This window comes from Nocardia sp. NBC_01327 (genome assembly GCF_035958815.1).
Lineage (GTDB): Bacteria > Actinomycetota > Actinomycetes > Mycobacteriales > Mycobacteriaceae > Nocardia.
The window spans coordinates 6,683,118-6,703,329 of the sequence record NZ_CP108383.1; the positions used below are offsets into that span (position 1 = coordinate 6,683,118).

The window sequence follows — 20,212 nt, forward strand, 5'->3', positions numbered from 1 at the left end:
GGTGCCGAAGGGGCCCCGAGCCGGTTACTGGTAGTCACAGCCTTCCGATGACGAATGCACTTCGCTCGCGCACTGCTGGCACCGAGCGGCGTTCCGGCCGTTGATCTTTCGGGGTGCGCGCTGGCCGGTTCGGTCAGCCCGGTATGCGGCAGGTCCGGATATCGGGTTGCGCCGTCGCTGTCGGAAGTCACGTCGCCAGGCTCTGATCACCGGTCAATTCAGAGAGTGGTTGGGAGAACGCCGCCGTCCGCCCGGATCGCCGCACCGTTGGTCGCCGACGAGCGCGGGCTCGCGAGGAACGTCACCAAGTTCGCGATCTCGCAGGGTTCGATGAAACGCTGGATGAGCGAGGTGTCGCGTACGAGTGAAGATTTCAGGTCCTGCGGCGAGAGTCCCTGAGCGGTCGCGATCCGCTCGACCGTACTCGCCACGCCGTCGGAGTAGGTCGGGCCTCCGAGCACGGTGTTGACGGTGACCCCGGTGCCTTTGGTGAGCTTTGCGAGCCCGTTGCTCAGCGCCAGTCCCGCCGCCTTGGTTGCTCCGTAGTGCACCATGTCGCCGGGGACGTCGACTGCCGATTCGGTTCCGATGAAGATGATCCGCCCCCAGCCGTTCGCGAGCATTCCGTCGAGGACCCCTCGCGAAAGGCGAACCGCGCTCATCACGTTGATATCGAAGTACCGCAGCCACTCCTCATCCGGCACCTCGACGAACGGTTTGACGTCGAACAATCCCACGTTGTTGACAAGCACGTCCACGGGTCCGAGCTCCTCGAGCAGTGCCCGAACCTGTTCCGGCGCAGCGAAATCCGCGGCGATCCCGGAGACCTGAGCGCCCGGCGTGGATGCTCGAAGACGTTCGACCGCCTCGACAACACGTTGCTCGTGCCGCCCATTCAGCACTACGGCAGCACCCTCGACCGCACATGCCGCGGCTACGGAGTAGCCGATTCCCTGCGTGGAACCGCTGATGAAGATCTTCTTGCCTGCGAGCTGCATATCCATGGTCGTATCCCTCCCGGTCCCGTCGACCGCGGTTCACTTGCTTGGGCAAGTGAACCCTACGCGCAGTTACTTTCCCAGGAAAGTTACGAGGTAGGATCCTGAATATGGCAGGCACCGAAGACTCGGACACCTTCACCCCGGACGAGCTAGAGACGTGGTCAGCTCTGGCGACCTTGCTCGAGTGGCTCCCCGTGGCGCTCGACACTCAGCTACAGCGAGATTCGGGCATGAGCCACTTCGAGTTCGGGGTCCTCTTCGCCCTTTCGCAAGCCGCGGACGAGACATTGCGCATGAGCACGCTGGCCGGATACGCCAACAGCACCCTGTCGCGCCTGTCGCGCGCAGTAGCCAGACTGGAGCGCCGGGACTGGGTGCGGCGCGCACCCGATCCCCACGACGGTCGCATTACGATCGCGATCCTCACCGGCGCGGGCCGGGATGCAGCGCGCACGGCGGCACCTGGGCACGTCGCACTTGTACGGAAACTCGTATTCGACTCACTGACGCGTGCGCAGGCGGAGCGGCTCGGTCACTCCAGCCTGCGGATCGCTGAAGCCATCCGTGCAGATGGTCCGTGGCGGCCCGAGAGCGAGCGCTAACATCGACTGCGGCCGTTGGGTTATCGAAATTGATCATCCAACGCCTCATGCCGGCTTCGACGCAAACGGTTCCCCGAATATGTAGCAGCTCGAGCATTGATGGCGTGAGCTTCACAGGGTGTATGGAGTTGCCGCTCGTCGGCATTATGGGGCATCGCCCGCAGCCGAACGACGCTCTACCCGTTGATCTTCGGCAGGCCCGCGAGGCCGCTTCGGAACGCGCGGGTCACGGCATGAGCGGATGCGGCATCGGCCTGCTGATCTCCACCACCCTCCAGTGTGTCAGTCGACGTTGCTAGGTTCGCCATGTGAGTGAACACCAGCAAGATGTGGCCCAGATCGATGAGGTCACAGCGCGATTCCTGCGCCTCAATCGTGGTTCGGACAAATACTCCGAGCGGATCCTGAACTTGGTTGAAGGGCGTCATCTGCTCGATGCGATCCCGCTGCTCGTGGAAGCGGATTTCGGATCGTGGTCTCGCGCGGATATCGACCGCATTCTCGGGGGTGTGGGATGGCCCGTCCAGGAGGATCGGCACGGGGTCAAGGCCGTCATCGAGACGGATTCGCAGTGGTCGTATGTCAGCGCGTCGGTGACGCCTGACTATATGGACCCCGACCGGTGGGGGTTCGGTGAGTTCTATGCCTTGTCGATGACACAGTATGCCGCTCCGGCACAACTGCATCGGGCGTACGTGGCGGCTCTGGAGGCGTGCGTGCGACTGCTCGGCGCGCCACCATTGGTAGGTGGACCCGACGCCTTCTCGATGTGGTGTGGACCGGATATCACCATCAGATTGACGCGTTCGATCAGATACTCCTGCCTCCATCTCGGCATCGAGCCCACCCAGTCGTCGGCCGGCTATGAGCACTGGGATTGGAAGTGGAACGAGGAATGGCAGAGGGTCAAGTCCAAATGCGTGGTGTAGCAACGGTGGTCATCGCTTGATCCGGTAGTGGGTCAGGCGGTCAGTGCCGCGGTGGTGTCCTCCTGTTCGTCGGGGTCGGTGAGCCCGCGGGAGCGGGCAAGAACGTCCAACCCGAGGTAGCGGCGTCCTTCGATCCATTCGTCGTGTTGCTCGGCCAGGACGGCGCCGACGAGACGGATGATCGCGGTGCGATCGGGGAAGATACCGACCACGTCGGTGCGGCGGCGGATCTCTTTGTTCAACCGTTCCTGGGGATTGTTCGACCAGATCTGGCGCCAGATCTGCTTGGGAAACGCGGTGAACGCCAGCAGGTCCGCGCGGGCAGCATCGAGGTGCGCGGCGACTCTGGGCAGCTTCTCGGTCAGGGCGTCGAGCATCCGATCATATTGGGCGGCAACCGATTCGGTATCGGCTTGATCGAATACCGAATGCAACAGGGTGCGAACCCAGGGCCAGGAACTCTTCGGGCAAACCGACATCAGGTTCACCGTGTAATGGGTGCGGCAGCGCTGCCAGCTCGCGCCGGGCAAGGTCGCGCCGATCGCGGCCACCAAACCCGCATGCGCGTCGGAGGTGACCAACGCGACCCCGGACAGGCCGCGAGCGACCAGGTCGCGGAAGAATGCCAGCCAGCCGGCACCGTCCTCGCCGGAAGTGACTTGGATACCCAGGATTTCGCGGTAGCCGTCGGCGTTGACGCCGGTGGCGATCAGGGCGTGGACGTTGACCACGCGCCCGTTCTCGCGGACCTTGAGCACCAGGGCGTCTGCGGCGAGGAACGTGTAAGGGCCCTGATCCAAGGGGCGGGTGCGGAATGCTTCGACCTGGGCATCGAGGTCGCGGGCCATGATCGAGACCTGGGACTTGGAAAGTGTTGTGATGCCCAGGGATTCGACGAGTTTCTCCATCCGCCGTGTCGAGACCCCGAGCAGATAGCAGGTCGCGACCACGCTGGTGAGGGCCCGTTCGGCGCGTTTGCGGCGTTCCAGGAGCCAGTCCGGGAAATACGAGCCGGATCGTAGTTTCGGGATCGCGACGTCGAGGGTGCCGACGCGGGTGTCGAAGTCGCGGTGGCGGTAGCCGTTGCGGTGGTTGATCCGGTCGTCGGAGCGTTCGCCGTAGCCGGCTCCGCAGGCGGCGTCGGCCTCGGCGCTCATCAGGGTTTGCACGAAGCTGGACACCATCTCGCGCAGCAGGTCCGGGCCCATTACCGCCAATTGGTCGGCGAACGGCTTGCCCGGGTCGATAGGCTGGATATTGGTCATCGCGTGAAGTCTCCTTCGAGTGACTGTGAGAGGTCCTTCGAGGATCACGCGGTGACCACCTTGCTGTCCGGGGATTACGCCAGACTCAGCAGCTGATCAGCTGCCGTACACCATCTTCGTGGACGCAACCATGGCAGAGCCGGGACAGCTGGCAGGTGCGGCCTGACTGCAGCCGGAATGTCGGGTTGCCGGCGTGGGGTCATCCCGAGCCGCCCGCGACGACATGGGATGGCCTCGACAACAGGCTCAGCGAACTATTCACCTCACTGGGCGCAGATATGCCCACGCTGCGGGAGTACGTCACCAATATCGTGTGGACGATCCACAGCAGCAGCTCGGAAGGCATTGTGCAGGGCATCTTCTCGACGAATGAAGACACGTGCTACATCGAGATGCGGGACAACGGCGAAGAGCTTTTCAATCAGACCTATCCGCTGACGGTTGAGGGCGGCCGGGACGCAGCAGTCGCGACCCTGGCCCACCTGCATGAAATCGCCGCGACGCCAGAGGAATTGCGACTGAGTCAGGCATGGACAGATGAGGGCTATACAGATGAGGGCCGGGCGCGGCAATCCTCACGATCCCTGTGGGAAATCCGGTTCGGCCTGGGCAGCGAGAATTCCTGACCGTGGTCAGCGATCCTTCGAGAACCTGATCGAGCCCAGAGCGGCGGGGACTGCGCTGCGCACACCGTCCATGATGGTGCCTCCAGAGCAGGGCGAATCACGTTGAGTTCGCGCGCGATCTGCGACCGACAGCGGGTTCGCCTGCTACGGGACATGCATCGCCCGAACCGGGTGATCAGCCTAGGTATGCAACCGCACGCTTATCGACATGAGCGGATACGAGGAAGTGTGCTGTCGGCCAACCGGTTTGGTCGGCCGACCAACGCCGGGTCGCGGCAGATGAGTGCGTTCGCTTGGTGCCCGCCTTCGGATAGGCTGCCTATGCTCGACGTGTTGACCGCAGTCGTTCAGCAGGGACCAGCGGCGACAATCAGCTCACTCGATGTGCCGGCTAATCGCAAGTACCGGTGGCCGCCTTGCTTATTCCCGTAGTCATGGCATCCTGCATAGCCGGCGGCAGAAGTGTATACTGGCTAGTCTTTTTCAGTTCGGCAAGCCTATCTGCCAACTCACGCTCTGGTGTCCAGGTCGAATCCCCGGCAGCTCGCTGTTTGGCGAATTTGAAAACATCGAGCCACTGCCGACAGGTGGTGGTACTGAAGGTCCCATCACCAGGGGCCGGATTGCCTGCGGCGGGCGCGGAACTGGCGGCGGACGGCGGAGGCAGTGCCGTGGTTGCCGTTGTAGCAGTGGTCGATTGCGACGAACAGCTGACGATCAGCGCAGACATGCCGACCAGCAACAGAATCGCAGATTTCATCACGAGAAGTCCCCCTCGATGCATTCGAAGTGCGAATGCTAGCCGACTACCGAACTGAGTGCCTATCCGAACGCCTGTGCTCCACACGCGATTGATCGGCACCGAACGACCCTACGATCTACACGACGCGAATCCTATCCATCAGCATCGACCTTCAGTCGAGTGGCGTGCTGTGGCCAAAGGCCCTCAGCTCGGCAGTCAACCTAGTTCAGCCGACGTCGGATCGGCACGGCGGGTTGATCTTTGGGAGTCCGGTACCGACCGGATCTATCAGCGCGCCATGCGGCATGTCAGTGCGTCCGGTTAGATTCCGATCCATGATCATTGGGGAGGAACAGCGAGGGGCGCTGTTCGGAATTGTCGAACTTCTTGCGCCCGATACAGATGCGGCTCGTGAGCGATTGGAACAACAGCTCGAAGAGGTCGAGGAAGAAGACTACTTCACCCCGGAAGAGGCGCTCATCGACTCCCTCTACGGATTCGACAAGGACGCTGAACCTTTCCGTAGCGGACTGACCTACTGTGACTGGAAGTCGGACCCGAGTGAGATCCGCGATTATCTGAAGGACCTTCCGGCCTATCCGCAAGGGTTGACCTGGGATTGGTGGAACTGGAGCACCGACCAGGAGTGGGATTCGAGCGATCTACAGGACTTCTTGTGGCCTCTGGCCGATCGGTGCCTGGAACTTGGGGTTTCGCTGGTCGGCATTTATGTCGACGGCGATGGCTACACCCTTGGATTCCTGAGTACCGGCAAGATCGAGCGGTTTCTGGAGCTCGCCACACTCGCAGAGGCCCAGGTGCATGTCCATCGGCCGGGTACACCCATGCCGTGACCTTGCTCAGCGGCCACGGACATGGACCACCGCCGTTGGCCCCTCGGACCGAGCGGAACGTCGTGGAATCGGCATGAGCACCGAATGCAATCATCCGTTGATCTCCGCTGTCACCCTCCAGTCCTAAGCTACTGCGGCACAACCTGATCAGAGACTGTAGGAGAATCTTTGTCCGAGCATTCCCGCCCGCAGCCGTCACCGCTGCCCTGTTCCGCTGAGTACGCGCTGATTTCCACAGCTGTGCTGCTCGCCCCGGACGAGAACTGGGCGTCACACCTTGTTCAGATGGTCGGTGAGGCACTCAACGACCCTGACGAGTTCAAAAAGCGGCATCGCAACTGGCTTGACGAACGTCCGTGCACCCCTGTCGAACTCGCACGGGAAGCGCTCATCGTCTCCCTAGGGGGAGGCATGTGGGGCATGGAGGCATACCTGGCCCTGTGTGATCACAGCGAAGGTGCCATCGACGTCTCCGACCGGTTGCGTCACGTGTCCCGCAACTGGAAGGTGTCGTTGGACCTGGATCCCACGAGCCTCGGATTCACTCAGCCCGACCAGCTTGACGGTGATACCTACCTTCGCGAAGTGGCCGGGAAATGTCGCGGGGTGGGTCTGACCTTGTTTCGCTTGTGGCGGGGTGACAGTTACGAATTGGGCTTCGTGCGAACGGACCGTTGCGGTCTGCTGCTAGCCGACGCGGCCTCCGCCGGCTTCACTTACGAGGCGGACCGGATGTTCGAGATCGTAGAACCCCACTGAGGGGCCCGCTCATCGGCATGAGCGCGCACCCGGAAGCGCTGTCGGCCAACTCATTTGGACGGCAGAGCAACGCGCGGGTCGCGGCATGACATTAGGTCGATCACGCATATCACCGGCCTAACGGGCTGGACTTGGGGATCGCCTGAATCGCATGTACCCCAGCCAATCTCGTCCTAAGTGGTCGGTGCGTCGACCATTGTGGACGGGGCGGTGCGTCAGGGTGGCTGAGTGGCGATTACGACGACAGGGGAGTTCATGGAGGGCTTGGCTGGTGATAGCGGTAGTGAACGTTGGGATGGCCGAACGACGTTCGTCCTCGTGCACGGAGCGCATGGCAATGCCGCAGCGTGGTCATCACTGCTGCAAGAGCTTGCATTGCTCGGGCACCGTGCGCTCGCGGTGGATCTGCCAGGCCACGGGATCGACGCGTGTTTCCCGCTGTCGTACCAATCACCGCAAGACTTGGCGGTGTTCAATGCACAATCCTCACCACTGGCCGCGGTAACGCTGGAAGACAACGTCGCACACGTCGAGTCCATGGTTCGCCGGGTCGCGAAGTTCGGGCCGGTCGTGCTTGCCGGGACCAGCGGAGGTGGCGCGACCATCAGCGGCGTCGGCAACACAGTGCCCGGTCTCCTATCTCACATGGTCTATATCTCGGCTTGGTGTTGCGTCGAACTACCAAGCGTGGCAGCATATCTGGCTACTCTCGGCCATCACGATGTCGCCGAATCAATGGTCAACTGGCGCGCGGCCGACCCGCAGTTGCTGGAGGTACTCAAGGCGGGACTGATGGCTGATGCCACCGATGAGCAGTTCCGTGTTTGCTTGAATACGTTGGAACCGGCCGACTCCGCTCAGGTGCTTGCCGCCGATTCCCGCGTGGACGCGGCGACGTGGGGTCGGATTCCGCGAACCTATATCCGGCTTGCGCAGGATCGGGCCATCCCTATCGACTTGCAGGACAAGATGATCGCCGAGGCCGATGCACTCACTCCTGACATCGCTTCGACGTCCTCACGGTCGATACCAGCCATATGGGAATACGACTGCACAGCAACGAAATCGCCGATATCTTCGACCGCCTTGTCGCATCGGACACGCACTGACCAGGGTTGTCTCAGCCGCCCAGCAGCTGTACGTGTGTCGCATCGGCTAGCCATCGAAACATCACCGCCGTCGTCGCCTCCAGAGCGCAAACGCCTTGAACTCGCCATGTGTGTGCGTTCGGCCAGTTCGGATGGCCACCGCCAGTGAATCTTCCGCCGCACGGCTTTGGCTGGTTCGGTCGGCGCAGCCAGCGGCACACAAGTGCGTTTGGAGGTGCTACGGGTGAGCCAACTCGCGGTGGATCGATTCCTTCGACAAACCTGTAGCCCGAGTCGGTCGTTGTATGGGCTACTACTTCACCTTCTTGTTGAGAGCGCCGCTGACGTAGAGGATGTCGCCCATGCTTAGGGGGTCGTCGTTCAGTGACGAAAAGTTGTTGGCGGCGAACAATTCTCGGATGCTGATTTCGTTCAGCGTCCAGCCGCGGGCGGTCAGGTAGGGAGCCGCTTCGTTGCGCTCACCGAGATATCGCAACTTCGCCATGTCACCACTGTCGAACCCGTGGGCGCGCCAGCGTTCCGAGATGCGGTGCAGGCCTTGTTTTGTCGTGTCCTCCTCGTCCGGTTGCGGGTTGGGCCTGCTTTCGGTGGCCACCCGGCTTCCCGGCGCGCTGAGTTCGGTGATGGTGTCCAGCAGGCGGTCTTGTGCCTCGGGCGGCAGGTAGGACAGCAGGCCTTCGGCGGTCCATGCGGTCGGCAGGGCCGGGTCGTATCCGGCGGCGCGCAGTGCGGTGGGCCAATCCTCGCGCAGATCGGCCGCCGTCACTCTTCGGTCGGCGGTGGGTGCAGCACCCAACTCACCGAGTGCGCGGGTCTTGAATTCGATAACCTGCGGCTGGTCGACCTCGTACACCACGGTCCCGGTTGGCCAGGGCAGTCGGTACGCGCGGGAATCGAGCCCTGCGGCCAGGATCACGACCTACGTGATGTCCGCGTTCGTCGCATCGAGGACGAACTCGTCGTAGAACTTGGTGCGTACCACGGCGATATCGATCCATACCTGCTCGACGGTGCCGGCCGTACCGGACATGGCTTCGGCGGACCCAATCGCGCCGCCTGGCACGTCGTTCGAGTCGTTGGGCGGCACTTCGCCGGTCGCCAGCCGGGTGAGGAAGTCGATGCCGACCGCCCGCACGAGCGGTTGCGCGAACGGGTCGTCGATGAGTGGACGATCCGCGCGAGTCGCTATCGCCCGGACTGCCGCGGCCATCGTGGCGGTCATACCGACGCTGGATGCCAGGTCCCAACTGTCTCCATCACGCCTGGTGAAAGTCATTTCCTACTGCTCCGCGGCCTGCCACAGCGCCAGGGTCGCGCCGCCGGGCTCGTCGATGACGACCACCGAACCCGGCGGCAGGTCCATGCGAGGCTTGACGATTCGTGCACCCAGCGCGACAGCGTGCCGGGCGGCGGCATCGACGTCGGGCACCGGAACGTACGGAATCCATTGCGGGCGGCGCGAATCGCCCTCGGCGAGCGGGGTGAATCCGCCCCAGGGTCCGTTGTCGCCACCGAACACGGCACCGGCGGGGGATTCAATGATCGGCCAGCCGAACATCTCGGAGTAGAAGCGGCGTGAGGCGTCGAGGTCAGTGGTGCGAACATCATGAAACACGAAAACCTGGGTCATATGTCCTGACTTTAGGTCGACTGTCCCAAGTTCGCAATGAAGTGGGTAGATTGGTGAGGTGACAGCGATGAGACCCGTGATCGAGGCCAACCGGCGTGGCAAACGCGAGCAGATCATCGATGCGGCCAAACAGGTTCTCGCGCACGACGGTTTGGCCGCGTGCACCACCCGCGCGGTCGCAGAGGCGAGCCCACTCACCAAGAGTGCGGTGCACTACTACTTCGACGACATCCACCAGATCGTGGACCTCGCGATGCGTGAACACGTGACCGCAATGGTCACGGTCCTGCGCTCGGCCGCCGAGACCGAATCCGAGCCGGCCGAAAAACTGTGGGCGGTGGCGCGCACCTACCTGGCGACGTTCGCCGAACAACCCAATGCCGCGTTCCTGTGGTTCGAATACTGGGTCGACACCGGACGCCGCCGATCGACCGACACTGTCGCGGCAACCCTCAACGATATGCAAGCTCTGCTGAGCGACCTCGCCGCAGAACTCCCGATCGACGACCCGGAGGCAACAGCGCGAATGCTGGTGTCCTGGCTGATGGGCGCTGTCATCCAGCAGCAAGTGCGGCCGACCACGCCCAATGTTCTACGCGAAGAACTGAACTCGATCCTGCGAGGCAGGATCGACTAGAGCACACGCGCTCATCTCTCGGTTCGATTCCTGGCAGTCTCATCCATCCGATATTCGCTGCCAATACAGCGCATCGGCCTTGATCATTACTTCTGATCGACCGAGCGCACCAGCATCCTTGAAGGAGATTGACCGAGCGATGGCAGTCTCCAGATAGCCGGGCGGGCAAGTCGTGGCGACTGTCGGGTCGGGCTGTCCGTCGCTCGCCCCGCAATTCCCCAGCCGCGTCGAAATTCTCGCGATACGACCACAGAACTGGGGGCGCATCGGCGGCAGCGCTGTGAGGCCGATTGCTGGCAAGATCAACACTATGCGCTCCAGCGTGCCCACCCTCGTGCTGCTGATGGCGGCTGTTCTGCTGACCGGATGTGGCTATTTCGATCGAGGACGCGACCAGGCCGAGCATGACAGCTGGTCGCGCAAGATCGAGGCGGCCATCCGGGCCCTTCCGGGGGTGACGAGCGCGTCACACCGCTTCGAGCACTACAAGGGCAGGCATTTCAACGCCAAGCTCGACGTTCAGCTCCGCGACGACGCCACACCGGGCGAGGCCGCGTCCGTGGTGAGTGTTATGGGCGCTCAACAGCTTCCGCGCCGCTTCCATGGCGACCCGATAGCGGTCACCATCGACCGGATGGCGGACTCCTATTCCGCGTACTGGATTTTCGGTCGCGAAGTGGGCACGGAAGTGAATGCCGCAAACACCTGGGCGCGACTGTGGGCTGCGGGCACCGAAGTGCACTGGGACTCGAGCGGCGGCTTTGCGGACCGCATAACCAACACCATCGACGTCCGGGCGGGCTCCGAGAGCGAACCTCATCGCGCCATCGCGGCGATGCGCCGAATCATCCGGGACTTCCCCGAACTGGCATCCAACCAGTGGATCGTGTCCACCGTTCATGGACGGGAGCGTGGGTTCACCAATCATTCGGAACGGCGCCCCGGGTCGTATCCATGGTCAGATGATCGCAGCACCCCCCACCAAGAGCCCACCCCTCGCTTCCCGTCCGATGACGAACTCGACCTGTGGCAGTGGTTCCTGACCGATCAACCCATCCCGTATCTCGCTCGAATGTCCGTCTATGACCCGCCTTTCGAAGGCCGCACACTGGGCGTCACCGTATTCCCTCCCCTAGGTACGGAATTCAGCGCCGCACAGACCACACAACTGGCCGATCTACATCTTCCCTACCTGGCCGGCTCCGGCACTGTGGTCGACTACACGATCGACACAACCAACGGCCCCGGCTACTCCTACGGCCGCCCCTTGTTCGAGGTCGTAGTCGGCCGCTGCCAGACACTCGGGCACAACGTCTTACCGGAGTCGCAGCCCTACGTACGTCAATATGAACACTGCTGATCCGCGTCCCACAACCATCGTGTCGAGATGATCGGTAACGCCGACATCGAAAGCCCGGCACGAGATATCGCGGCGAGATCATCCCGCCAGATCTCGCATTACTGCGCTGGTATCGGCCGACTGACGTAGTACGGCGGCGTGAGATGCGCTCGGCCCGTTGATCTTCTAGCTCTGGCCACGTTGGCCGATTCGACTGTTCTCTCGGGCAGGATCACAACGCTACAACCGGTCTCTCCGACCGGGTCTGTCCAATGGCCGACACGGACTCCGGGAATTCCGATTGCCATGTTGCCCCTCCCCCGCGAACGAACTGTTTCGAATGCGATGTCGACCCCACACCGATGCAATCCGTAGGTCATTCCGGACACACAATTCGGCAGATCAGTGCGTTCGGCCGGCACCAGATGGATGCTGCCGGTTGATCTTCCGAGGCACCGCGCTGGCTGTTCGGTCAGCGGCACGCGCCAGCACAGGATGTCAGTGCGCGCTCCGCAGCCGCCCGTAGATGGCTCCCGTCCTACACTGCCACGCGAATAGCCGACGCATTCTAAGATCATCCGGTGAAGCTCGGGGGAACCGCCTGGCAAGACCTGCCGTTGTGGACGAGGATTGCGCTGCGAGTCTGCGGTACTGCGGTCATCGCCGTCATCACAGGTTTGATCGCGTTTGTAATAATTCCGGACTCCGGGGTGCACATGGCCGATGCCCGAGTCGGCGAATGCATCGACATCGCAGACAAGCTTGTCGCATCGTGTTCGGACTCTCGAACCTTGTACCAGGTCACCGCAGTACTTGGCCCAGGTCAGGATTCGAAATGCCCAGCGCTGGACACCACTGCCCTCGGCAAGGTTGCATCGTTCGAGGAAATCGATAGCAAGACTCTGTGTTTGGCAATGGTCATCCGCTAGGCCGTAGCCGCTCCCTGCTGAGCCAGAATATACGGCCGTGCCGTCCTGTAATTGACTGCCGCACAACACCATCGGGCGCGCTGTCAGCTGAGATGACCTTTGCTCATCGACCTTCGGGTCTGCCGCGTGAGCGTTAAGACACGGCACGGTAATCGGCGGTTGTGGACGTTCGGCCGGGCGCGGATGGCTACCGCCGGTTGCTCTTCCGCGGTAGGGCGCCGGCCGGTTCGGTCAGCGCGGTCAGCGACTTCATGGAGGTTGCGAATCGCGTCACGAATTCTCGTTGAACTAGGACCGCAGCTGTCCTATCTCCGCGACACACTCGAATCATGAGCGAAACCGAATCGACTGTAGGACAGACGGATCAGGTCGGCATTACCGACTACAACGATCCGAACGCACCGTGGAACCAGGCGTGGGACCAGGAGGGCGGCATCGCGAACTGGAACGATGATGTGATCAAGGAGTTCCGGGAGAACATGGGCAGGGTGGGTGGCGCTTATGCGGGCGGGGACCTCATTCTGCTCACCACTACAGGAGCCAGGACCGGCAGGCGGCACACAACTCCGCTGGGACCGCTGCACCGGGGTGACACCATGTTCGTGAGCTCGTTCATCGAGGACAAGTGCCCGGCTTGGTGGTACAACATCAAGGCCAATCCGCAGGTCACTATCGAGCTCCGGGGTGAGACCTACCAGGGAACCGGCGCGGTGCTCGAAGGTGCGGACTACGACGAGTTCGCGGCCTGGGCACTGGCCAACAACCCGCTGCTGGCGGACTTCCAGTCCAAGGTCGACCGACCCCTGCCCCTGGTCGTGCTGACTCTCGACAGTGCGAGCTGAGCACTCCAACCTCCCAGCCCCGGCGTCGGCAATGGTGCGCCGGGGCCGACCCGCCCGATGCCGGATCGGCGCGAGTTCGACGATTGTCGAAAAACCAAGCACTTGTTAGGGTTTCGAGATGGAGCTCTCCGGTCCGGCAACTGGTCCGATCACCCTGATCTCGACGTTTTTCCCACTGGCCGATGTCGGTTACGTCGCCGAGGAGTACTTCCTGTCCGGCACAGCCGGGTCCTACCGCCTGACCGGCTCGGCCGGTGACGACGGGGAGTGGGCGACCGAGCCGGACGGTCTCGCGCCGTTCACGACCAGATTCGTGGTCTACCGGCCGGTCGAGGGCTACTCCGGGACGGCTGTCGTGGAGTGGCTCAACGCCTCCTCGGGTGCGGACACGCCGCCGATCTGGCTGCTGGCACACCGGCATCTCATTCGGGCCCGGATGGCCTGGATCGGGATCTCCGCGCAGTACGCCCCGATCCACGGCGGCAGCGTCATGGCCGCGGCCGCCGAGGAGGACGACACCTGGAACTCGGTGTTGCTGCCACCGCTGAAGCAGGCGAATCCGGTGCGATACGCCTATCTCTCGCATCCTGGGGATGCCTACTGCTACGACATCTACCGGCAGGCGGGAGAGATGATCCGAAGGCTGCTGCCCGAAACCCGGCAACTACTCGCGGCCGGGCAGTCGCAATCCGCGGCCGCGCTCGTCACATTTGTGAATGCCGTTGCGCCACATGGCTCGCCGTACGACGGGTACTTCATCGACGGTCGTCCGGGCCGCCCTGCCACGCTGACCGGCTTGGTGGATCCCGAGGCGCTCGACGGTGGCACGCGGGTGCGTGCGGATTCGACCGCGCCGGTGCTCGTGCTCCAAACCGAGTTCGAGGTGGTCGGTCTCATGCGCTCGATCGACTCCCGCCAGCCCGACTCCGACCGCTTCCGGCTCTGGGAGCTGGCCGGCGCCGCACACGCGGACTCCTACACCGTCGGCGCATCGTTCACCGATTCGGGCGCACTGACCGCGCAGGAACTGGCCGAGCGAATGGCGCCACGACGCAATCCACTGGGCGTCGAATTCCCCGAGCCGATCAATTCCGGGCCACAGCATCACTACGTCGCGCAGCAAGCCATCGCGGCGCTGTCCCGCTGGGCCGACGGCGGACCCGCTCCGGCACAGGCCGATCGGCTCACGGTATCCGCCGGAGAACTGGTGCTGGACGTCCATGGCAACGCGCTGGGCGGTATCCGCACACCGTGGATGGACGTGCCACTGGCAGTGCTGTCCGGGCTCGGACAGGAGGGCGGCGGCCCGGCGATCATGTTCGGTTGCACGCGACCACTCCCTGCACCCGCCCCCGACGACTACCTCGCGGCATTCAGCGCGGCAACCGACAAGACGGTCACGGCAGGCTTCCTCCTGACTGAGGACGTACCGGAAATCCTCGCCATGGCAGCCGCGAATCAACCGTCGAGCCCCGAGCACGCATCCCGGTAACCATCTAGCCAAACCCGACCCGTGCCTGGGACGCGATAGATTCAGGTCGTTCGGATTCCCTGGGGGACAGCGCTATCCACCGTCCATCGCACTCTCTGCCGAGTCGGGAGTGGTGAATCTTCCGGTGGCCAGGGCGGTTTCGCGGTGGCGGTCGGGGAAGCCGGGGCCCAGGTGGACGGAGACGTCGGCGTGGTGGAGGGGGGCTCGGCAGTGGGCGCAGACTACTTCGGCGTGGGTGTCGTGGTGGCAGGTGTTGTGGTGGAGGGTGATCGGGGGGCCGGCGTCGGGGGCGAGCCAGGTGTCGCCCCACTGCATCATGGCGGCGATGACGGGGAAGAAGTCGCGGCCCTTGGTGGTGAGGTGGTATTCGTGGCGGGGTGGGCGGTCCTGGTAGGGGATCTTTTCCATGAGGTCCTCCTCTACCAGGCGGGTGAGGCGCTGGGTGAGGACATTGCGGCTGAGGCCCAGGGTGCGCTCGAAATCGTCGAAGCGCTTGGCGCCGTAGAACGCCTCGCGCAGGACCAGTGGTGTCCACCAGTCACCGATGAGGTCTACGGTGCGGGCTACGGTGCACGGCCAGTTCGCGAAAGTCGTCCGTTTCATGCGCCCACGGTATCCAGGCGGGCCGGGACGTACTTGTGCCACGGTGTGCCGACCCATTCGTCCCGGGAGTCGAATTCGGTCAGTTCGTTGGGTGCGACGCCGGTGGTGACCTGCGCACCGGTGGCGTCGGTGACCGAGAGCCCGAAGCCATTGGGCAGCGAGAGGTGTCCGGAGCGCATGCGATCGGTCGGCTCCACCGGTACCTCGACACTGCCGCGCCGGGTGCTCACGCGCACCAGATCGCCCGCGGCCAAGCCCAGCCGGTCGGCGTCGATGACGCTGAGGCGCAGTGTGCCGCCGCTATCACGCTTGCGCCACAGGGGATCTCGGACGATGGTGTTGGCGGTGAAGGCCCGGCGCTCCCCGGCGGAGAGCACAAACGGCCACTGCCCGCCGACGGATTCCGGTTCGGGCAGTGTGGCCACCACCTGCAGCAGTTCCGCGATGCTCAGCTGCACCTTGTTGTCGCGCAGCCGCTTCCAGGTCTCCTCGTAGTCGTCCTCGGTAATGACGACGCCGTGCTCGCCCTCGAGAATGGCTTCGAAGAGCCGCTCCCCCGCAGCCAATCCGGTGCCGTATCCGGCGCGTTCGACACTCTCGGGGAACTTGCGCGCACAGTTGTAGGCCGCCGCCCAGAGCAGGGCGGCAGCTGCCGCACCGTTCGGCAGCGTCGGGCCGAGCGTCCGATACAGCAGTACGGGAGCGAGTTTCGACTTGGCGCGATCGGCGAGCACGCCGAGGAACGCCATGGCGAATGCCTCACGACCCTCCGCGAGCGCGGCCCGCAGCGGCGCGTAATCGTCCTCGGTGAGCGCGCCGGACGCCTCGACCAGGCGGGCATGGATCTCCGGCTCCGACAGCACCCCGCCGGGCGCGGGCAGCACCGGATGGCGGAGGTGGAAGATATTGCGGGGGAAGTCGAAATTGAAGAACGTCGCCTCGTACTTCTCGAACTGGGTCGCCGCGGGCAGCACATAATCGGCCAGGCGCGCGGTCTCGGTCATCGCCACATCGATGACCACCACCAACTCCAGCGCTTCCAGCGCCGCTCGCATCCGAGCCGAATCCGCCAGGGAGTGCACGGGATTGCTGCTCTCGATGAACATGGCGCGGTAGCGGGCCGGATGATCGGTGAGGATCTCCTCGGTGATCACGTTGGCGGGTATCAGGCCACTGATAATGGGCGCGCCGGCCACCGGACTCTTGGGCCACTCCCCCGCCGGATGCCCCCGATCGTGCCCGATGGCGGCCATACCGGTGAACGCGTACTGCGTTCCGGGCTTGCCCAGATTGCCGGTGAGCAGCCAGACCAGCTTCTCCAGATAGCTGACCACGGTGGAGTACCGGTTCATCTGCACGCCGAGATCCTCCAGCGCGGCCACCGAGGTCGCCCGCGCCAGCCGATGTGTCGCGGCCACCACCAGATCGACCTCGACATCGGCTATGGCGCAGTACTTCTCGATGGGAACCCCGCGCAACACCGCGACCACCTCGTCGAGGCCCTCCGCATGCTCGGCGAGCCAGTCCACCTCGATCAGATTGTCGCGCAACAGAATTGCCGCCATCGCCGACAGCAGGTAGACATCCGTGCCCGGTCGCAATTGCAGATGGAAGTCGGCCAGTTCCGCCGTCTCGGTGCGCACCGGATCGAGCACGATCATCGACCGGTCCGGATCCCGCGCGATCTCCTTCAGCACCGTGCGGGCACGCGGAAAACCGTGCGACTGATAGGGATTCTTGCCGATGAAGAACGCCACCTCGGCATGCTCGACATCGGCGCGCACCGGATGCCCGAACATGCGCGCGCCCACCCAGAAGTCGCCGGTCTTCTCCTGCGCCAGCGCGCTCGACCGGTACTTCATGCCGAAGGCGGCCATGGTCGCGGGTGCGTACGCCCCGCCCAGATGATTGCCCTGACCGCCGCCGCCGTAATAGAAGATCGATTCCCCGCCGTAGCGGAGCCCGACCTCCTGCAGCCGCGCGGTGATCTCGGAAATCGCGGTATCCCAGTCGATTTCCTCGAACTCACCATCGGGCCGCCGGCGCAGCGGGGCGGTGATCCGCCCCGTGCGCCCGTTCTGATAGTGATCCAGCCGCAGCGCCTTGTTGCAGGTGTACCCCGCCGAGGCGGGATGCAGTTTATCGCCGCGGATCTTCTCGAAGGACCGTCCGTCCGGCCCGAGCAGCACCTGAATGCCGCAGTTGCACTCGCACAGGATGCATGCCGTGGGCCGCCATTCCGTCATCGGTACAGCGTAGGGCAGTTAGTTCACTAGCGCTACTTACTCGAGTAGGGCCAGGTCCAGCCGGCGACCTCCGGAATATCCTCACCGTGCTCCCGAGTCCAGGCCCGCGCGCTCCAGCGGGCGTCGACCATCTCCTGACGGAGGCCGGCCGCCGTGGTCCCGAGTCCGGGCACCCGATCGATGACATCCATGACCAGGTGGAAGCGGTCCATATCATTGAGCATCACCATGTCGAAAGGCGTTGTGGTGGTGCCCTTCTCCTTGAACCCGCGCACATGCAGGCCGGAATGATTGGCACGGCGGTAGGTCAGGCGGTGGATGAGCCACGGATAGCCGTGGAAGGCGAAGATGACCGGGCGGTCGGTGGTGAACATGGTGTCGAAGAGACTGTCCGACAGACCGTGCGGATGTTCGTCCTGCGGCTGCAGCCGCATCAGATCCACAATATTGATCACGCGAATCCGCAACTGCGGCAGCCGTTCCCGCAGTATGGCGGCGGCGGCGAGAATCTCCAGCGTGGGCACGTCCCCGGCGCAGGCCAGCACCACATCGGGCGTGGTGCCGATATCGTCATTGTGGCCCGCCCACTCCCAGATACCCGCGCCGCGAGCGCAGTGCGCGGCGGCCTCGCCCACCGAAAGCCAGTCGGCCTGAGGCTGTTTGCCCGCCACCACGACATTGACGTAGTGGCGCGAGCGCAGGCAGTGATCATAGGTCGAGAGCAGGGTATTGGCGTCCGGCGGCAGATACACGCGCACGATCTCGGGCGACTTGTTCAGCACGACGTCCAGGAAACCGGGGTCCTGATGGGTGAAGCCATTGTGGTCCTGACGCCAGACATGGGACGAGAGCAGGTAATTGAGGCTCGGTATGGGCCGCCGCCACGCCACCGCCGCACTGGCGTCGAGCCATTTGGCGTGCTGGTTGAACATGGCGTCGATAATATGGATGAAGGCCTCGTAGCAGGTGAAGACGCCGTGCCGCCCGGTGAGCAGATACCCCTCCAGCAGGCCCTCGCACATATGCTCGGATAGCACTTCGATGACGCGGCCCTTGCGATCCAATTTCACGTCGTACTCACCGATTTCGGCCTGCCAGTCGCGGCCGGTCACGGTAAGGATGTCCTGCAGGCGATTGCTGGCGAGTTCATCGGGCGCGAAAGTGAGGAAGTTGTCGGGATTGCCGGCGGTGACATCGCGCAGCCAGGTACCCAGCACCTGGGTCGCCTCATGCATGGTCGCTCCCGGTCCGGGCAACTCCACGCCGTAGTCACGCCAGTCCGGCAGCCGCAGATCGTGCACCAGCATGCCGCCGTTGCTCACCGGATTGGCGCTCATTCGCCGGTCGCCGACCGGCACCAGGCGCTGCAGTTCCGGGACCGGTTGCCCGGCCTCGTCGAAGAGCTCGCCGGGCCGGTAGGACTCGAGCCACTGTTCCAGCACCGCACGGTGTTTCGCATCGGTGCGGGCGGCGGGCAGCGGTACCTGATGCGCACGGAAGGTGCCCTCGACCCGCTCACCGTCGACCACGGGCGGGCAGGTCCAGCCCTTCGGGGTGCGCAGCACGATCATCGGCCAGATCGCGCGGGTGCCGTCACCGCCGCGAGCGGCCTGCTGGATCGCGGCGATCCGGTCGAGGCAGCTGTCCATGGCCGCCGCCATATCCTGATGCACCGTCGCCGGGTCGCTGCCGGAAACGATGACCGGGTCGTAGCCGTATCCGCGCAGCAGCGAGAGCAACTCGGACTCCGGAATACGGGCCAGAATGGTCGGATTCGCGATCTTGTACTGGTTCAGCGCCAGGATCGGCACCACCGCGCCGTCCCGCGCCGGATTGATGAACTTGTTCGCATGCCAGCTACCGGCCAGCGGGCCCGTTTCGGCTTCGCCGTCGCCGATCACACAGAAGACCGTGAGGCTCGGATTGTCCAGTGCCGCACCGAAAGCATGCAGTAGCGAGTAGCCGAGCTCACCGCCCTCGTGGAAGGACCCGGGCGTCTCGGGCGCGCAGTGACTGGGCACCCCGCCCGGGAAGGAGAACTGCGCGAACAGCGCGGCCATGCCCTCGCCATCCCGCGGAATATGGCTGTACAGCTCGGAATACGTGCCCTCCAGCCAGGCGCACGCATTGGGCCCCGGCCCTCCGTGCCCCGGACCCGCGACGAACACCGCATTGAGATCTCGCGCGAGAATCGCCCGATTCGCATGCACCCACACAAGATTCAATCCGGGCACGGTGCCGAAGTGTCCCAGCAGTCGCGGCTTGATCTGCTCCGGCTCGAGCGGCGCCCGCACCAGCGGATTGGCCATCAGATAGATCTGCCCGACCGAGAGATAGTTCGCCGCTCGCCACCACGCGTCGATCCTCACCAACTCGTCGCGTTCGAGCGGCCCGGCCACCTCCCCGAGCCGATAGGGCCGCGGAGCGAGGGTCTCGCCGCCTTGCCCGCCGATATTATCGGCCGAGGTATCACTTGCTGCGCCGGTCAACTGCGTCATGCGTCGAGCTCCTCACGCTTCGGGACATCGCTGGGCGAACCTGCGGGCGGGGATTTCATCGCCCAGGCTACCGGCCACGCGAACCGGCACGCCATTACGACGCACCGCA

At 64.0% G+C, this 20,212-nt stretch carries 18 protein-coding genes and 1 pseudogene; 11 read left to right on the forward strand and 8 right to left on the reverse strand.

Going from position 1 to position 20,212, the window contains the following annotated elements; genetic code table 11:
• Positions 1–218: 218 nt before the first annotated feature.
• Entirely contained in the window at positions 219–1,004 is a 786-nt protein-coding gene (locus OG326_RS30865) for an SDR family NAD(P)-dependent oxidoreductase (RefSeq protein WP_327140664.1), read from the reverse strand.
• A gap of 104 nt (positions 1,005–1,108) precedes the next feature.
• Between OG326_RS30865 and OG326_RS30870 the strand changes: the two genes are divergently transcribed.
• Together OG326_RS30870 and OG326_RS30875 are read left to right on the forward strand one after the other, a co-directional pair.
• The gene (locus tag OG326_RS30870; RefSeq protein WP_327140665.1) at positions 1,109–1,603 is read left to right on the forward strand and encodes a MarR family winged helix-turn-helix transcriptional regulator; all 495 of its coding nucleotides are present in this window, start codon (positions 1,109–1,111) and stop codon (positions 1,601–1,603) included.
• Positions 1,604–1,911: 308 nt separating this feature from the next.
• Positions 1,912–2,532, forward strand: coding sequence for a hypothetical protein (locus OG326_RS30875; RefSeq protein WP_327140666.1), 621 nt, complete (start codon positions 1,912–1,914; stop codon positions 2,530–2,532).
• A 32-nt stretch (positions 2,533–2,564) separates the two neighbouring features.
• Here OG326_RS30875 and OG326_RS30880 read toward each other — a convergent pair whose 3' ends face one another.
• Positions 2,565–3,797 (reverse strand): IS256 family transposase, encoded by a 1,233-nt coding sequence (locus OG326_RS30880; protein WP_327139852.1) that lies wholly within the window; start codon positions 3,795–3,797, stop codon positions 2,565–2,567.
• Between the two features lie 278 nt (positions 3,798–4,075).
• Between OG326_RS30880 and OG326_RS30885 the strand changes: the two genes are divergently transcribed.
• Entirely contained in the window at positions 4,076–4,423 is a 348-nt protein-coding gene (locus tag OG326_RS30885) for a hypothetical protein (RefSeq protein WP_327140667.1), read from the forward strand.
• Positions 4,424–4,814: 391 nt separating this feature from the next.
• Here the strand turns inward: OG326_RS30885 and OG326_RS30890 are convergent, their stop codons facing one another.
• Positions 4,815–5,183: a hypothetical protein gene (locus OG326_RS30890; protein ID WP_327140668.1), complete on the reverse strand. Its 369-nt coding sequence runs from the start codon at positions 5,181–5,183 to the stop codon at positions 4,815–4,817.
• A 317-nt stretch (positions 5,184–5,500) separates the two neighbouring features.
• Here OG326_RS30890 and OG326_RS30895 point away from each other — a divergent pair, with 317 nt between their 5' ends.
• From OG326_RS30895 to OG326_RS30905, 3 genes are all read left to right on the forward strand, one after another.
• On the forward strand, positions 5,501–6,019 hold the full coding sequence (locus tag OG326_RS30895) for a DUF6630 family protein (RefSeq protein ID WP_327140669.1): 519 nt from the start codon (positions 5,501–5,503) through the stop codon (positions 6,017–6,019).
• Positions 6,020–6,187: 168 nt separating this feature from the next.
• A complete protein-coding gene (locus OG326_RS30900) occupies positions 6,188–6,778 on the forward strand; it encodes a DUF6630 family protein (protein ID WP_327140670.1) in 591 nt (196 codons plus the stop codon).
• A 228-nt stretch (positions 6,779–7,006) separates the two neighbouring features.
• The gene (locus tag OG326_RS30905; protein ID WP_327140671.1) at positions 7,007–8,035 is read left to right on the forward strand and encodes an alpha/beta fold hydrolase; all 1,029 of its coding nucleotides are present in this window, start codon (positions 7,007–7,009) and stop codon (positions 8,033–8,035) included.
• A gap of 144 nt (positions 8,036–8,179) precedes the next feature.
• Here the strand turns inward: OG326_RS30905 and OG326_RS30910 are convergent.
• Positions 8,180–9,163: pseudogene (locus OG326_RS30910) on the reverse strand (class I SAM-dependent methyltransferase).
• Positions 9,164–9,166: 3 nt separating this feature from the next.
• Entirely contained in the window at positions 9,167–9,517 is a 351-nt protein-coding gene (locus OG326_RS30915) for a VOC family protein (RefSeq protein WP_327140672.1), read from the reverse strand.
• A gap of 67 nt (positions 9,518–9,584) precedes the next feature.
• Here OG326_RS30915 and OG326_RS30920 point away from each other — a divergent pair, with 67 nt between their 5' ends.
• The 5 genes from OG326_RS30920 to OG326_RS30940 all read left to right on the forward strand — a co-directional run bounded on the left by OG326_RS30920 (position 9,585) and on the right by OG326_RS30940 (position 14,756).
• Positions 9,585–10,154, forward strand: coding sequence for a TetR/AcrR family transcriptional regulator (locus OG326_RS30920; protein WP_327140673.1), 570 nt, complete (start codon positions 9,585–9,587; stop codon positions 10,152–10,154).
• A gap of 310 nt (positions 10,155–10,464) precedes the next feature.
• Positions 10,465–11,514: a hypothetical protein gene (locus tag OG326_RS30925; protein WP_327140674.1), complete on the forward strand. Its 1,050-nt coding sequence runs from the start codon at positions 10,465–10,467 to the stop codon at positions 11,512–11,514.
• A 560-nt stretch (positions 11,515–12,074) separates the two neighbouring features.
• The gene (locus OG326_RS30930) at positions 12,075–12,422 is read left to right on the forward strand and encodes a hypothetical protein (protein WP_327140675.1); all 348 of its coding nucleotides are present in this window, start codon (positions 12,075–12,077) and stop codon (positions 12,420–12,422) included.
• Positions 12,423–12,751: 329 nt separating this feature from the next.
• Positions 12,752–13,264 (forward strand): nitroreductase/quinone reductase family protein, encoded by a 513-nt coding sequence (locus OG326_RS30935; RefSeq protein ID WP_327140676.1) that lies wholly within the window; start codon positions 12,752–12,754, stop codon positions 13,262–13,264.
• 118 nt (positions 13,265–13,382) lie between these two features.
• Positions 13,383–14,756: an alpha/beta hydrolase domain-containing protein gene (locus OG326_RS30940; protein WP_327140677.1), complete on the forward strand. Its 1,374-nt coding sequence runs from the start codon at positions 13,383–13,385 to the stop codon at positions 14,754–14,756.
• A 72-nt stretch (positions 14,757–14,828) separates the two neighbouring features.
• Here the strand turns inward: OG326_RS30940 and OG326_RS30945 are convergent, their stop codons facing one another.
• Genes OG326_RS30945 through OG326_RS30955 form a run of 3 tightly spaced genes read right to left on the reverse strand, consistent with a single transcriptional unit; the run spans position 14,829 to position 20,103 of the window.
• Positions 14,829–15,359 carry a winged helix-turn-helix transcriptional regulator gene (locus OG326_RS30945; RefSeq protein WP_327140678.1) on the reverse strand — a complete coding sequence of 177 codons (531 nt, stop codon included), beginning with the start codon at positions 15,357–15,359 and terminating at the stop codon, positions 14,829–14,831.
• Complete coding sequence (locus OG326_RS30950; RefSeq protein WP_327140679.1) at positions 15,356–17,605, reverse strand: molybdopterin-dependent oxidoreductase; 2,250 nt, start codon at positions 17,603–17,605, stop codon at positions 15,356–15,358. Before OG326_RS30950 ends, OG326_RS30945 begins: the two co-directional genes overlap by 4 nt.
• A 32-nt stretch (positions 17,606–17,637) precedes the next feature.
• A complete protein-coding gene (locus OG326_RS30955; RefSeq protein ID WP_327140680.1) occupies positions 17,638–20,103 on the reverse strand; it encodes a phosphoketolase family protein in 2,466 nt (821 codons plus the stop codon).
• Positions 20,104–20,212 lie beyond the last annotated feature (109 nt).

What these genes read in the sequence shown, in the direction of transcription:
- OG326_RS30915 (WP_327140672.1), bottom strand. Translation starts at nt 9,517, where the DNA reads ATGACCCAGGTTTTCGTGTTTCATGATGTTCGCACCACTGACCTCGAC.
- OG326_RS30920 (WP_327140673.1), top strand. Translation starts at nt 9,585, where the DNA reads ATGAGACCCGTGATCGAGGCCAACCGGCGTGGCAAACGCGAGCAGATC.
- OG326_RS30945 (WP_327140678.1), bottom strand. Translation starts at nt 15,359, where the DNA reads ATGAAACGGACGACTTTCGCGAACTGGCCGTGCACCGTAGCCCGCACC.
- OG326_RS30935 (WP_327140676.1), top strand. Translation starts at nt 12,752, where the DNA reads ATGAGCGAAACCGAATCGACTGTAGGACAGACGGATCAGGTCGGCATT.
- OG326_RS30955 (WP_327140680.1), bottom strand. Translation starts at nt 20,103, where the DNA reads ATGACGCAGTTGACCGGCGCAGCAAGTGATACCTCGGCCGATAATATC.
- OG326_RS30925 (WP_327140674.1), top strand. Translation starts at nt 10,465, where the DNA reads ATGCGCTCCAGCGTGCCCACCCTCGTGCTGCTGATGGCGGCTGTTCTG.
- OG326_RS30865 (WP_327140664.1), bottom strand. Translation starts at nt 1,004, where the DNA reads ATGGATATGCAGCTCGCAGGCAAGAAGATCTTCATCAGCGGTTCCACG.
- OG326_RS30895 (WP_327140669.1), top strand. Translation starts at nt 5,501, where the DNA reads ATGATCATTGGGGAGGAACAGCGAGGGGCGCTGTTCGGAATTGTCGAA.
- OG326_RS30880 (WP_327139852.1), bottom strand. Translation starts at nt 3,797, where the DNA reads ATGACCAATATCCAGCCTATCGACCCGGGCAAGCCGTTCGCCGACCAA.
- OG326_RS30885 (WP_327140667.1), top strand. Translation starts at nt 4,076, where the DNA reads ATGCCCACGCTGCGGGAGTACGTCACCAATATCGTGTGGACGATCCAC.
- OG326_RS30870 (WP_327140665.1), top strand. Translation starts at nt 1,109, where the DNA reads ATGGCAGGCACCGAAGACTCGGACACCTTCACCCCGGACGAGCTAGAG.
- OG326_RS30950 (WP_327140679.1), bottom strand. Translation starts at nt 17,605, where the DNA reads ATGACGGAATGGCGGCCCACGGCATGCATCCTGTGCGAGTGCAACTGC.
- OG326_RS30940 (WP_327140677.1), top strand. Translation starts at nt 13,383, where the DNA reads ATGGAGCTCTCCGGTCCGGCAACTGGTCCGATCACCCTGATCTCGACG.
- OG326_RS30890 (WP_327140668.1), bottom strand. Translation starts at nt 5,183, where the DNA reads ATGAAATCTGCGATTCTGTTGCTGGTCGGCATGTCTGCGCTGATCGTC.